The sequence below is a fragment of the Reyranella sp. genome, assembly GCF_017305915.1.
In the GTDB taxonomy this organism is placed as follows: Bacteria; Pseudomonadota; Alphaproteobacteria; order Reyranellales; family Reyranellaceae; genus Reyranella.
In genome coordinates, this window is record NZ_JAFKJN010000026.1 from 37562 (window position 1) to 50241 (window position 12680).

The 12680-nt window shown below is 68.3% G+C and carries 12 protein-coding genes and 1 tRNA gene; 9 read left to right on the forward strand and 4 right to left on the reverse strand.

Annotated features, from left to right (window positions below; all coding sequences use genetic code 11):
• Positions 1-60 precede the first annotated feature (60 nt).
• The 7 genes from J0J01_RS24340 (at position 61) to J0J01_RS24370 (ending at position 6320) form a co-directional block, all read left to right on the forward strand.
• Positions 61-1689: an MFS transporter gene (locus J0J01_RS24340; RefSeq protein WP_296385456.1), complete on the forward strand. Its 1629-nt coding sequence runs from the start codon at positions 61-63 to the stop codon at positions 1687-1689.
• 67 nt (positions 1690-1756) lie between these two features.
• Positions 1757-2290: an inorganic diphosphatase gene (gene ppa / locus J0J01_RS24345; protein WP_296385457.1), complete on the forward strand. Its 534-nt coding sequence runs from the start codon at positions 1757-1759 to the stop codon at positions 2288-2290.
• Positions 2291-2357: 67 nt separating this feature from the next.
• Positions 2358-3836: an FAD-dependent monooxygenase gene (locus J0J01_RS24350; protein ID WP_296385459.1), complete on the forward strand. Its 1479-nt coding sequence runs from the start codon at positions 2358-2360 to the stop codon at positions 3834-3836.
• A gap of 47 nt (positions 3837-3883) precedes the next feature.
• Complete coding sequence (locus J0J01_RS24355) at positions 3884-4477, forward strand: trimeric intracellular cation channel family protein (RefSeq protein ID WP_296385581.1); 594 nt, start codon at positions 3884-3886, stop codon at positions 4475-4477.
• Positions 4478-4505: 28 nt separating this feature from the next.
• Positions 4506-5201, forward strand: a complete 696-nt coding sequence (locus J0J01_RS24360; RefSeq protein WP_296385461.1) for an ROK family protein — start codon at positions 4506-4508, stop codon at positions 5199-5201.
• A 52-nt stretch (positions 5202-5253) separates the two neighbouring features.
• Positions 5254-5814, forward strand: coding sequence for a hypothetical protein (locus J0J01_RS24365; protein WP_296385463.1), 561 nt, complete (start codon positions 5254-5256; stop codon positions 5812-5814).
• Between the two features lie 17 nt (positions 5815-5831).
• Positions 5832-6320: a hypothetical protein gene (locus J0J01_RS24370; RefSeq protein ID WP_296385465.1), complete on the forward strand. Its 489-nt coding sequence runs from the start codon at positions 5832-5834 to the stop codon at positions 6318-6320.
• Positions 6321-6323: 3 nt separating this feature from the next.
• Here J0J01_RS24370 and J0J01_RS24375 read toward each other — a convergent pair whose 3' ends face one another.
• From J0J01_RS24375 to J0J01_RS24385, 3 genes are all read right to left on the reverse strand, one after another.
• Positions 6324-7346, reverse strand: a complete 1023-nt coding sequence (locus tag J0J01_RS24375) for a hypothetical protein (RefSeq protein WP_296385467.1) — start codon at positions 7344-7346, stop codon at positions 6324-6326.
• Positions 7347-7457: 111 nt separating this feature from the next.
• A tRNA-Ile gene (locus J0J01_RS24380) sits at positions 7458-7533 on the reverse strand.
• 31 nt (positions 7534-7564) lie between these two features.
• On the reverse strand, positions 7565-8272 hold the full coding sequence (locus J0J01_RS24385; RefSeq protein ID WP_296385469.1) for a response regulator: 708 nt from the start codon (positions 8270-8272) through the stop codon (positions 7565-7567).
• Positions 8273-8432: 160 nt separating this feature from the next.
• On the opposite strand from J0J01_RS24385, the gene J0J01_RS24390 reads away from it, so the two are divergent.
• Together J0J01_RS24390 and J0J01_RS24395 are read left to right on the forward strand one after the other, a co-directional pair.
• Complete coding sequence (locus J0J01_RS24390) at positions 8433-10586, forward strand: ATP-binding protein (protein WP_296385471.1); 2154 nt, start codon at positions 8433-8435, stop codon at positions 10584-10586.
• Positions 10583-10915, forward strand: coding sequence for an Hpt domain-containing protein (locus J0J01_RS24395; protein WP_296385473.1), 333 nt, complete (start codon positions 10583-10585; stop codon positions 10913-10915). The genes J0J01_RS24390 and J0J01_RS24395 overlap by 4 nt, the downstream gene beginning before the upstream one ends.
• A gap of 4 nt (positions 10916-10919) precedes the next feature.
• Here the strand turns inward: J0J01_RS24395 and J0J01_RS24400 are convergent, their stop codons facing one another.
• Positions 10920-12677, reverse strand: coding sequence for an ATP-binding protein (locus tag J0J01_RS24400; RefSeq protein ID WP_296385475.1), 1758 nt, complete (start codon positions 12675-12677; stop codon positions 10920-10922).
• Positions 12678-12680 lie beyond the last annotated feature (3 nt).

The following is a 12680-nucleotide window of genomic DNA, read 5'->3' on the forward strand; positions in this document are numbered from 1 at the left end:
AAACGCGGGAGTGACAACACAATGGCAATGACAGCAGCGGCGGGTGGTGTGCCCCGCCCCATGACGCGGGAGGACCGCAAAGTCATCCTCGCCTCGTCCGTCGGCACCATCTTCGAATGGTACGACTTCTACCTCGCGGGCTCGCTGGCCGCGAACATCGCGGCCAACTTCTTCTCGGGGGTCAACCCGACGGCGGGCTTCATCTTCACCCTGCTGGGCTTCGCCGCCGGCTTCGCGGTCCGTCCGTTCGGCGCGCTGTTCTTCGGCATGCTGGGCGACCTGATCGGCCGCAAATACACCTTCCTCGTGACCATGACCCTGATGGGCATCTCGACCTTCGTGGTCGGCCTGCTGCCGGGTTATGCCACGCTGGGCATCGTCGCGCCGATCCTGTTCATCCTCTGCCGCCTGCTGCAGGGCCTGGCGCTGGGCGGCGAGTACGGCGGTGCCGCGACCTACGTCGCCGAGCATGCACCACACGGCCGCCGCGGCTTCTATACCTCGTGGATCCAGACCACGGCCACCGTCGGCCTGTTCCTGTCGCTGGTCGTGATCCTGGTGCTCCGCGTGAGCATGAGCCCGGCGGAGTTCGCCGAGTGGGGCTGGCGCGTGCCGTTCCTGCTGTCGATCATCCTGCTCGGCGTGTCGATCTGGATCCGGCTGCAGCTTGAGGAGTCGCCGGCCTTCGCCCGCATCAAGGCCGAGGGCAAGAGCTCCAAGACGCCGCTGCGCGAGGCCTTCGGCCGCTGGGAGAACGCCAAGATCGCCCTCCTTGCCCTGTTCGGCGGCACCGCCGGCCAGGCGGTGGTCTGGTACACCGGCCAGTTCTACGCCCTGTTCTTCCTGACCCAGACGCTGAAGCTCGACGCCACCACGGCGAACATCTTCATCGCGATCGCGCTCGCCATCGGCACGCCGTTCTTCATCTTGTTCGGCTGGCTCAGCGACAAGATCGGCCGCAAGCCGATCATCCTGGCGGGCTGCCTGCTCGCCTGCGTGACCTACTTCCCGCTGTTCAGCGCGCTCACCAACGCGGTGAATCCGGTGCTCGAGCAGGCGCTCGAGAAGTCGCCGGTCACGGTCGTGGCCGATCCGAAGGAGTGCTCGTTCCAGTTCAACCCGACGGGCACGGCCTCGTTCACCACCTCGTGCGACATCGCCAAGTCGTTCCTGGCGCGCAATTCGGTGAACTACAGCAACGAGACGGCGCCTCCGGGCACCGTGGCCTCGATCAAGATCGGCGACAAGGTCATCGCCTCGTTCGACAAGGGCAAGGCCGGCGCCGAGGCGGCCGCCAAGGACAAGGCGTTCACCGACGTCGCCACTGCCGCGATCCGCGCCGCGGGCTATCCGGCGGCGGCCGATCCGGCCAAGATAAACCGGCCGGTGGCGATCCTCATCCTGGCCATCTTCGTGCTCTATGTCACGATGGTGTACGGCCCGATCGCGGCCATGCTGGTCGAGCTGTTCCCGACCCGCATCCGCTACTCCGGCATGTCGCTGCCGTACCACATCGGCAACGGCTGGTTCGGCGGCTTCCTGCCGCCCACCATCTTCGCGATCGTGGCGGCGACCGGAAACATCTACTCCGGCCTGTGGTATCCGATCGTGGTGGCGGCGATGACCTTCGTCATCGGCCTGCTGTTCATGCCGGAGACCAAGGACCGCGACATCTACCGAGACGACTGATCGCTTCGGGCGATCGGACGGAGACCGGCGGCTCGAAAGGGCCGCCGGTTTCTTTTAGACTGGCGCCATGAACCTGGATGCCATCCGGATCGGCGACAACCCGCCCGACGACGTCAACACCATCATCGAGGTGCCGATCGGCGGCGAGCCCATCAAGTACGAAATGGACAAGGCGGCCGGCACCCTGGTGGTCGACCGCTTCCTCTACACGCCGATGCGTTATCCGGGGAACTACGGCTTCGTGCCTCACACCCTGTCGGACGACGGCGATCCGATCGACGTGCTGGTCGCCAACACCCGGCCGATCATTCCGGGTGCGATCATGAACGTGCGGCCGATCGGGGTGCTGCGCATGGAGGACGACGGCGGCGGCGACGAGAAGATCATTGCCGTGCCGAGCTCGCGCATCACCCAGCGCTATGTCGGCGTCCGGAGCTACCAGGACCTGCCGCAGATCACGCGCGAGCAGATCGAGCACTTCTTCGTCCACTACAAGGACCTCGAGCCCGGTAAATGGGTCAAGCTCGAGGGCTGGGGCGACGTCGACGAGGCGCGGGCCCTGATTTCCGCGGCGATTGCGCGCGCCGCCGGGAGCCGCTGATCGTCTTGGACCGATCCGGCAAGGCGGCTAGGCTCCTTCCGCTCATCGGAGAGGGGGAGGAGCAAGCATGCCCGATCATGCCCGGGTTCTCGTCGTCGGTGCCGGCCCGGTCGGCCTCACGCTGGCCAACGAGCTGGTCCGCCACGGCATCTCCGTCCGCATCGTCGACAAGGCGGCCGAACGCACCGACAAATCGAAGGCGTTGGTCCTGTGGAGCCGCTCGCTCGAGCTGTTCGACGACGCGGGCTATGCCGAGCCGTTCCTGCCGGCCGGCTTCCAGTGCCGTGGCGCGCAGATCTCCAACGGCAAGGAGGTCATGGCGCGCGTGTCGTTCGACTCGGTCGACAGCCGCTATGCCTATGCCCTGATGATCCCGCAAAGCGAGACCGAGCGAATCCTCGAGGAGCGGCTGGCCGCGCACGGCGTCAGGGTCGAGCGGTCGGTCGAGCTGACCGCCTTCGCCGACAAGGGGACCGTGGTCGAGGCGACGCTGAGGAAGGCGGACGGCGCGACGGAGACCTTGACCGCCGACTGGCTGGCGGGCTGCGATGGCGCGCATTCGACGGTGCGCCACGGCCTGGAGTTCGCCTTCGAGGGCAACACATTGGAGAGCGACTGGATCCTGGGCGACGGCTTCATCAGCGGGCTCGAGCCCAACGACCGGCTGCACATCTTCTGGCATCGCGACGGCATCCTCGCTTTCTTCCCGATCGTCGGGAGCCGCTGGCGCGTGGTCGCCGATTTCGGCGTCGCGACGGGCGGCGGGCGGCGGCCCGACCCGAGCCTGGACGAGGTCAACGAGGTGATGGCGCATCGCGGTTCGCCGACGCTGGCGATGACCGATCCGGTCTGGCTGGCCTCGTTCCGCATCAACGAGCGCAAGGTGCGCGACTATCGCAAGGGCCGCGTCTTCCTGGCCGGCGACGCCGCGCACATCCACAGCCCGGCGGGCGGGCAGGGCATGAACACCGGCATGCACGACGCCTTCAATCTTGCCTGGAAGCTCGCCCTGGTGATCAAGGGCAGCGCCAAGCCGGCACTGCTCGACAGCTACTCGCCCGAGCGCACCGCGGTCGGCGAGCGGGTGCTGCGCAATGCCGGCCGGCTCACCGAGGTCGCGACGCTGCGCAATCCGGTGCTGCAGGGCATCCGCAACACCGTCGCGCGCTTTGCCACGAGCTTCCCGTTCGTGCAGCACAAGATGGCCAACGCGCTCACCGAGATGGATATCGGCTATCCCGAGAGCCCGCTCACGGTGCGCGACGGCGATGCCGGGCCAGGCCCCAAGGCGGGCGAGCGCTGGCCCGAGAAGCTGCCGGCCGGCTCCGGCGGCATGAAGTTCGTCGCCGCCGGCCCCGCCGACATCACGGCGGCGCTCGCCGCCAAGTACCCGCAGCTCGTCGTCGCGGCCAATGCGCCAGGGACGCAAGGGCGCGCGCCCGCATCGGGCCTGCGGCTGATCCGGCCCGACGGCTATGTCGGCTATGCCGGCTCGGCCCAGGACCCGCTGCACGCCGAAGCGTATCTGTCGACGCTCGCAGGCTAGAGGGAACGACCCTGCCGGGCGACTCGTTCCTGTCGCTGATCGACGCGATCGGCACTTTTGCCTTCGCGCTGAGCGGCGGGGCGCTCGCCGTGCAGAAGCGGTTCGACATCTTCGGCGTGCTGTTCCTGTCCTTCGTCGCCGCCGTGGCGGGCGGGGTGGCGCGCGACCTGCTGATCGGCGCCGTCCCACCGGCCGCGATCGCCGACTGGTATGCCTTCGCTCTCGCCATGGCGGGCGGATTGGTCAACTTCTTCGCCTATCCGCTGGTCCGGGCGCTCAAGCGACCGGTGCTGCTGCTCGATGCGATCGGGCTCGGCCTGTTCGCGGTCATCGGCGCGGAGAAGGCGCTGATGTACGGCATCAATCCGGTGATGGCAGCCGTCCTGGGCATGGTGACCGGCATCGGCGGCGGCATGATCCGCGACGTGCTGGCGGGCGAGGTGCCGTCGGTGCTGCGGACCGACATCTACGCGGTCGCCGCCCTGGCCGCCGGCGGCGCGGTGGCGCTGGGCGATGCCTTCGACCTGCCGGCGGCGGTGTCGATGCTGGCCGGCGCCGCGCTCTGCATCTTCCTCCGGGTGATGGCGATCTTCTTCGGCTGGCGCGCGCCGGTGGCGCCCTGGAGGCCCGACGAGCGTTGACCGACAGGCACGACATCCGGAGGAAGCCATGGCAGCCCACACGCTGACGTTCGACATCGGCGGCACGCACATGAAGGCCGCGGTGGTCGACGAGGCCGGCGCCCTGATCAGCGAGCGCGCCATGATCGACACCGTTCCTGAAGCCGCCCCGCCGGACGTCGTCAAGTCGCTGGCCACGATGGTCGCGCCGCTCGGCGCCTTCGACCGCGTGTCGGTCGGCTTTCCGGGCGTGGTCCGCGACGGCCGCGTGCTGACTGCGCCGAACCTCGGCACCGACAAGTGGCAGGGCTTCGATCTCGGCGGGGCCCTTTCGTCGGCGCTGGCCAAGCCGGTACGGGTTGCCAACGACGCCGACCTGCAGGGCCTGGCGGTGATCGAGGGCAAGGGCGTGGAGATGGTGATCACGCTCGGCACCGGTTTCGGCACCGGCCTCTACCAGGACGGCCGGCTGGGGCCGCATCTCGAGCTCTCGCATCATCCGTTCCGTCAGCGCGAGACCTACGACGAGCAGCTCGGCAACGCCGCGCGCAAGGAGGTCGGCGCGGAGCGCTGGAACAAGCGGGTCGAGAAGGCGATCGCCAACATGCGCCGGCTCACCAACTTCGATCATCTCTATATCGGCGGCGGCAATGCCCGGCGCATCGCCTTCGCGCTTGCGTCCGATGTCAGCCTGGTGTCGAACGTCGCGGGCCTGCAGGGCGGTCCGGCGCTGTGGCGCGACTGACAATCCGGTCCGCTTCGTAACCGTCACCGCACAGAATGAAGACGGGGGATGCATGCGGAGAGCATTGGGCCGGCGCGCCTTCGGGACCATGATGCTGGCGTCGGTCGCCGGCTGCTCGGCACCGGTCGAGGTCTCCGGGAGCAACCGCGATTCGTCCTATCAGAAGAAGCTCACCCGGGTCCTGGTCACGACGGCGCTGCGCGCGCCCGACCTCAGCCCCACGCAGAACGAAGGCTTTGTGCGAGCCCGCGAGATCGGGCAAAGCCTCGCCGCCTGGGAACCGCTGGGCGTTGCCGTCGAGGTGGTCGATCTCACTTCCGGCCAGGGTGCTGCGGAGGCAGAGGCGCGGCTCGCTCCTCAGCAGATCCTGGCGCTGACGCTCAAAGGCTATCGGCTCTACAGCTACGTCGTCGATGCCTATGCGGTCGATGCCAGCCTGATCGATGTCTCGACAAGGAAGCGGGTCTGGCGGAGTTCCGTGCAGTTCCAGGGCATGGCGGAGAGCGGCCGCATCCGCCACAGCGGATTGGGCGGCGCGATCTCGCACCAGAACGACGCCGATGATCTCGCCCGGGCCCTGACGGCCAAGCTGAAAGCCGACGGGCTGCTGTAGCCCGAGGGGAACCGCGCATGCAGAGACGTCTTCTTCTCGCGTCCGTCGGCGCCTTGCTGACGGCCGGATGCCAGCCCGAGGGGAAGGTGCTGCAGGTCTCGGCTCCCGCCAATGCGCCTCCGCCGAGAAAGATCGAGCGCGTCCTGATCTGGCTGCCGCCGGAGACCGGCCTGGCGAGCGCCAAGCTCGGCGATGCGTTCGTCGCGGCTTTCGTGTCCCAGGGCGTGCCGGCCCGGGTCGGCCGCGGAACGGCGCTCGAGCTCAATCGCGGCGACGACCAGGCCGCCCTGATGAACGAACTGAAGGCGACGCATCGTGTGGAGGTCGAGGTCGCGTCCTACCGCCAGGTCGGCGGCAATTTCGCGCAATGGACGCTCGTGGTGGGGGTGTACGCCGGCACCAGCCGAACGCCCCTGATGGCGCTGCGCTATCAGCCGAGCGGCTACTCCGACTATGCCCTCGCGGGCATGGTCGTCCAGAAGCTGGTCGAGCGCGGATATCTCTGAGCTTTAGCGGCGATCGAAGACGAAGGCGAAGCGCTCGCGCACGTATTTGCGCTGGAACGGCTCGCGCAAGCGCCAGATGCCGGCGTCGAGGACGAAGTGCGCCATCACCGTGCCGACGAAGGCGCCGTAGAGTGCGTTGCCCCAGGCGAGGCCCATGTCGGGGGCCCTGATGCCGGCATTCAGCAGCACCGCGCCTGCGACGCCAATGGCCGCCATCAGGGCGAGCGAGGCGAGCGGTCGGCGCTTGATCGCGACCACGCCCATGAACACGAGATACTGCAGCCCGTGGGCGATGGCGTAGCCCAGGGTCGCCGAGGTCGCATTGTCGAACAGATATGTCGGCAGGAAGAACGCTGCCCCCATCAGCAGGAAGCCGAGCCGCAGCGGCTGGGTGCGCAGGGCCGGCACCTTGACGAGGGTGATCGCGAGCGCGATCGGCGACAGCAGGTAGACGATTGCGCCCAGCTTGTGTGCCCAGGCGAACTCCGCCGACCAGCCGGGCAGGCCGATCGGGTTGAGGCTGAAGAAGCCCAGGATCGCGGCGACCGCCGAAAGCATCAGCGTGCGGCGCTCCCACGGCGAGAGCGGCCCGCTGCCGGTGCCGGCGGCGACGAAGCTCAGCAGGCCGACATTCTGCTTCTGGTAGTGCCAGAGCTGCCACGACAGGAAGCCGAGCAGCAGCCAGCCGCGCAGAGAGGCCGGTATGAACTCGAAGGCGAGGGCGCTGCCGGCGATCAGCGCCACGGGAACGATCAGGTAGCGCCAGGGATGGGCGCGGAAGTGCGGCCGCATCTCGGCGTCGGTGTAGAACCAGCCGGTGGTGGCGACGTGGAAATTCGCGCCGATGAAGTTGAGGATGATCAGCAGCCGCAGCGCCGATTCGCTGTCGGGCGCCAGGTGATGGGTCCACGGCACGATCGCCAGCGGCAACAGCGTCGCCGCGGCGGCCGCAACGAGGAAGAGGGGCCAGGCCGTCCGAGCCCGGACCGGCGATGAATAGTCAGCGGCGAGGAGAATGTCGGACATGGACTGCTGCACCGTCACAGATGTCACCCGTGCCCATGCCCGATCAAGGTCCGGCATGTTTCAGGTGTGTCAGGCGTCGTTAGTTAGTCCAGTCCGTCCGCGATGGAAGGTTGGTAGGCCCGGCAGGATTTGAACCTGCGACATAACCGTTATGAGCGGCTCGTTCTGACCACTGAACTACGGGCCCATCGCCTCAAGGGACGGGCCGCAGTCATACCCTATTCGGCGGGCGGCACGAACATATAGCCGACGCCACGCACCGTGCGAATCACCGTCGGCTTGTCGGGCGCCGGCTCGATCTTGCGCCGGATGCGGGTGATGCGCAGGTCGATCGCCCGGTCGAACGGGTCGCGCTGGCGATGGCTGGTGGTCTCGAGCAGCCAGTCGCGGGAGAGCGGCCGGTTGGGGTTCTCGGCGAACAGCTTCAGGAGATCGAACTCGCCGGCCGTCACCGCCACGTCGTTGCCGGCGTCGTCGTTCAGCGCGCGCTTGGAAAGGTCGAGGGTGTGGGCGCCCATGCGCACCCGCTCGAGCCGCGGCGGCGTCGCCTTGTGGGCCGAGCGGCGCAGCACGCTCTTGCAGCGGGCCAGGAGCTCGCGCGGCTCGTAGGGCTTGGCGACGTAGTCGTCGGCGCCGCTTTCCAGGCCCAGCACCTTGTCGACCGAATCGCCGGCCGCCGTCAGCATGATGATGCCGACCCGGGTGCTGCTCTCGCGCAGCCAGCGGGCCAGCGCAAAGCCGTCGTCCTGGCCGGGCAACTGGATGTCGAGGAGAACGAGGTCAGGCATCGCCCGCGAGACCTGGCGGCGCATCTGCGCGCCGTTCTCGACGGCGATCACCTTGAGGTCGTGGTTCATGAGGTAGGTCTCGGCCGCCTTGCGCTGGAACGCGTCGTCCTCGACCAGAAGAACGGATGGCTGCTGCATGACTTGATTCCAAAATGAATGTGTCTTAATGGCTGACAAATTACCAAGCTTTTGCAACAATTTATAGCTCTTTCTTGATATTCTTGATACAGTAATGGGCGTTTCCTTCTGTCATACAACCATATGTTGGTTCCCCTTTATTTTTTGACGATGATTTTCCATGGCCTTCGTCCCCGACTCACCCACAGCTCCGTCTGCTGAAGTCGCCGACCCGGCGCACCAGGACGCGTATGTCCGCGCCGAGCTCATCCGCCGGTTGTTCGAGGGGTCGCGCCAGTCGCGCTACTTCTCGTTCGTGCTGTGGCCGGTGATCGCGGCGATCTACTGGCGCCAGATCGACCTCACCGAGCTGATCCCGCCGTTCGTGGCGCATCTCGCGATCACCGTCGCCTTCGACGTCCTGCGCCGCAAGTTCACCGCGGCCGATCCGCCGGATGAAGAGGTGGCGCGCTGGGGGGTGTGGTTCGCCGCGCTCTCGTTCCTCGCCGGCGCCTGCTGGGGCTGGGCGGGCTTCATGCTGGCGGCCAAGGAGTACGAGCTGCAGCGCATGCTGCTCGGGCTGGTGCTGCTCGCCACCATCACCACCGCGGTGCCGATCCGCTCGGCCCATCCGCCGACCTTCTATACCTTCGCCGTCGCCACGACCGCGCCGCTGCTGTTCGTGCTGCTGGTCTCGGTCGATCCCTTCTACAAGCTGGTCGGCATCGCCGGCGGCGCCTATGTCGCGCATCTGATGGCCTATGTGCGCGACGTCCATCGCTGGCAGTACGACAACATCGCGCTCGCCTACCAGAAGGAAGAGCTGGCCCGCCGCCTGCAGGTCGCCTACGACGAGGAGCGCGAGGCGCGCGCCACCGCCACCGCGGCGCAGCGCGAGGCCGAGCAGGCCAACCAGGCGAAGTCGACCTTCCTCGCGACGGTCAGCCACGAGATCCGCACGCCGATGAACGGCGTGCTGGGCATGGTCGACATCCTCGACCACACGCCGCTCAATGCCGACCAGCGCGATTCGCTGGCCACCATCCGCTACTCCGCGTCGGCGCTGCTGAGCATCATCGACGACATCCTCGACTTCTCGAAGATCGAGGCCGGCCGCCTCGAGCTCGAGCGCCTCGAACTGTCGACCGTCGAGCTGGTCGAGGGTGTCGCCGAGGCGCTGGCGCCGCAAGCCGCATCGAAGGGTTTGAAGCTCGCGGCCTACGTCGCGCCCGATGTGCCGGAGCGCGTGATGGGCGATGCGCTGCGCCTGCAGCAGATCCTGTTCAACCTGTTGGGCAACGCGCTGAAGTTCACCGAGTCTGGCTCGGTGCGCCTGTCGGTGGAGCGGACGAGCGACAGCATGCTCTGCATCAAGGTCGCCGACACCGGCATCGGCCTCACCGCCGAGCAGCGCGACCGGCTGTTCCAGCCGTTCGTGCAGGCCGACAACACCACGACGCGCCGTTTCGGCGGCACCGGGCTCGGCCTGTCGATCGTGCGCCGTCTCGCCGAGGCGATGGGCGGCGGCGTCTCGGTCGAAAGCACCATCGGCGTCGGCTCGACCTTCGCCGTCACCGTGGCGCTCGACGCGGTGCCGGCCGTGGCGCCGGAGGTGCGGCCGCCCTCTGTCCGGACACTCGACGGCCTGCCGCTGGTGCTGTCGCTGCCCGATGCCGCCGAGGGCCGGGCGATCGCGCGCTATCTCGAGGATGCCGGTGCGCGGGTAGTGGTCGAGGCGACCGGCTCGTTCGTCGGCATCCGGCTGGCGGGCTCCAACAATGCCGTGCGCGTGCAGATGCTCGATGCGCCGACCAACGGCGCGCCGGGCCTGGCGCGGCCGTGGCGGCGCGAGGCGCTGGTGCGGGCGGTGGCTCGGGCCTTCGGCCGCAACGTTCCGGAGCTGGTCGTCGCGGCGCCGGCGCCCGAGCCCGCGAAGCTCGGCGGCCGCGTGCTGGTGGTCGACGACAATTCGGTCAACCGCCGCATCCTCGCCCGCCAGGTCGAGCTGGCGGGCGCCTCGACCGACACCGCAGCGGGCGGCGAGGAGGCGCTCGAACTGATGCGGCGCGGCCACTACGACCTGGTGCTGGCCGACCTGCAGATGCCGGGCATGGACGGCTTCGAGCTGGCGAGCCGCATCCGCGCCCGCGAGCAGGAATCGCGTCTGCAGCGCGTGCCGATCCTCGCCATCACGGCGAGCGCCCTGGAGGATCACGAGGTCCAGACTCGCGAGGTCGGCATGGACGGGCTGGTCACCAAGCCCGTCGGCATCGAGCAGCTGCGCGCCACGCTCGATGTCTGGCTCAAGGACGCGCGGACCGAGAGAGCGGCATGAGCGCCTACGATCGCAGCAAGCTGGTCGAGCTGTTCGGCGGCGATCCGTCCACCATCGCCGCGGTCGAGCGCGAGTTCTACGACACCGCCCGCGACGTCGCGCGCGAGATCGCCGCGACCGAGGATCTCGGCACCATCGCGCGCGCCGCCCATCGCCTGAAGGGCGCCTCCGGCATGATCGGCGCCGCGCCTTTGCACGCCATCGCCGAGGCGGTCGAGCGCGCCGCCAAGGCGCAGGACCTCGACCAGGTCCGCGGCCTGCACGACCGTTTCTGCGGCGAGGTGGTGAAGGTCGCCGAGCAGGCGGGGCTGCCGGCGGAGCAGCTCTAGGTGGTCATCCGCTGGCGGTCCGGCGGATCGCGGCCCAAAGGAGGTCGGGAGCCAGGGGTTTGTGCAGCACGGCATGTCCGCTCGCCGCGAGCTCCCGCAGCCGCTCCGGCGACGTGTCGCCGGTGACGATGAGAGCGGGAACGCGATAGCCCAAGTGAGCGATCGTCTGCTGGATGGCGTTCAGGCCGGTCAATCCGCCGGCCAATCGATAGTCGGCGATGATCAGATGCACCGAGGGCGTGCCGGCCCGGTCGTGGCGGCGGCAGAGTTCCTCCACGCTCGGCGCCACGTAGGCCCGATAGCCCCAGGCGGACAGCAACGCGGCAATGCCTTCGAGCCCTTGCAGGTCGTCATCCACCACCATGATGCCGAGCGCGCCCGACGCTTCCGGCTCTGGCCCGGCCATGCGGACCGCAGCCGCCGGCGCAGCGAGCGGCACGCGCACGGCGAAGGTCGAGCCCCTGCCGGGGGTGGAGCGTAAGGTCACCGCGTGGCCGAGCAGATCGGCCAGTCGCCGGACGATGGCGAGGCCTAGTCCCAGGCCCTGCTGGCGGTCGCGATGCGGATTGTGCAGCTGGGTGAACTCCTCGAACACGGCCTCGAGCTGGTCGGCCGGAATGCCCGGTCCGGTATCGACCACCTGGATCTCGATCGAATCGCCGCGGCGGCGGCAACCGATGAGCACGCGGCCACCGGGCGCGTAGCGCAGGGCATTGGACAGGAAATTGTCGAGGATGCGCTTCAGCAGCGCGGGATCGCTGTCGACCCAGGCGTGGGACGTCACGACGCGAAGCGAGATGTCGCGGTCGCGCGCCTGGACGGCGAACTCTTCGCCGAGGCCGGAGATCAATTGGCCGAGCGCGAGCGGCCGCCGTTCCACCGGCACGAGCCCCGCATCGAGCCGCGACACGTCGATGAGACCGTGCAGCAGCCCGCCGAGCGAGCCGATGACCGCCTGCAGCCGGCCCGCAAGGCTTTGCGCTTCGGTACGGCGGACATCGCCCTTTCGCGCCAGGGCGGCGAGCGTCGCCGTGAAGAGACCGAGCGCATGGAGCGGCTGGCGCAGATCGTGGCTCGCGGCGGCGAGGAAGCGGGTCTTGGCCTGGTTGGCGGCCGTGGCGCGGTCGCGCTCCTGCTCCAGCCTCTCGACCAGCGCCACATTCTCGAACCGCAAGGCGACGGTCTCGCTGAGCGACCGGTAGTTGATCCGGCAGTAGTACAGGCTGACGACGATGAGGCAGGCCTGGAGGACCAGATAGAGAGAGAAGATCGGATCGTCCTGCATCATGCAGCGGATCGCGAAAGGCGCATGCATGGCGAGCAATACTCGGGCATGGGCCGGCGGATGGGCCGCCACCGACGACACGCCGCCGCCCGACATGCCCGTGAGCACGATGCAGACGAAGGCGATGAGGTGAGGCTGTGCGGGAACGAAGCCGATCCAGCCGAGCGCGCCCCAGGACAGGCTCCACAGGATCGACAGCACGGTGAAGCGCCGCGCCCAGGTCGCGATGCCGGGACCGCCGGCGCTCCGGCGAAAATAGCGGCGCACCAGGAGCCAGCGCGCGCCCATCGTCGCCTGGATCGCGGCGGCCCAGATCAGGAGCTCCGCAACGGGTGCGGCATTGCGCAGCACATAGACGACCGGCCACGGCACGACGAGGCTTGCGATCATCGAGCCGTAAGACTGTCGATAGAGAAAGTCGATCAGGGCCGCTTGAAAGCGCGCTTCTCTGCCTGCGTCGGTCTGCGATATGGTCATGAT

Excerpts from the sequence above, each read along its gene's own strand:
- J0J01_RS24395 (WP_296385473.1), top strand. The coding sequence starts at position 10,583 with ATGAGCGCCTACGATCGCAGCAAGCTGGTCGAGCTGTTCGGCGGCGAT.
- ppa (WP_296385457.1), top strand. The coding sequence starts at position 1,757 with ATGAACCTGGATGCCATCCGGATCGGCGACAACCCGCCCGACGACGTC.
- J0J01_RS24360 (WP_296385461.1), top strand. The coding sequence starts at position 4,506 with ATGGCAGCCCACACGCTGACGTTCGACATCGGCGGCACGCACATGAAG.
- J0J01_RS24365 (WP_296385463.1), top strand. The coding sequence starts at position 5,254 with ATGCGGAGAGCATTGGGCCGGCGCGCCTTCGGGACCATGATGCTGGCG.
- J0J01_RS24375 (WP_296385467.1), bottom strand. The coding sequence starts at position 7,346 with ATGTCCGACATTCTCCTCGCCGCTGACTATTCATCGCCGGTCCGGGCT.
- J0J01_RS24390 (WP_296385471.1), top strand. The coding sequence starts at position 8,433 with ATGGCCTTCGTCCCCGACTCACCCACAGCTCCGTCTGCTGAAGTCGCC.
- J0J01_RS24385 (WP_296385469.1), bottom strand. The coding sequence starts at position 8,272 with ATGCAGCAGCCATCCGTTCTTCTGGTCGAGGACGACGCGTTCCAGCGC.
- J0J01_RS24350 (WP_296385459.1), top strand. The coding sequence starts at position 2,358 with ATGCCCGATCATGCCCGGGTTCTCGTCGTCGGTGCCGGCCCGGTCGGC.
- J0J01_RS24400 (WP_296385475.1), bottom strand. The coding sequence starts at position 12,677 with ATGACCATATCGCAGACCGACGCAGGCAGAGAAGCGCGCTTTCAAGCG.
- J0J01_RS24370 (WP_296385465.1), top strand. The coding sequence starts at position 5,832 with ATGCAGAGACGTCTTCTTCTCGCGTCCGTCGGCGCCTTGCTGACGGCC.
- J0J01_RS24340 (WP_296385456.1), top strand. The coding sequence starts at position 61 with ATGACGCGGGAGGACCGCAAAGTCATCCTCGCCTCGTCCGTCGGCACC.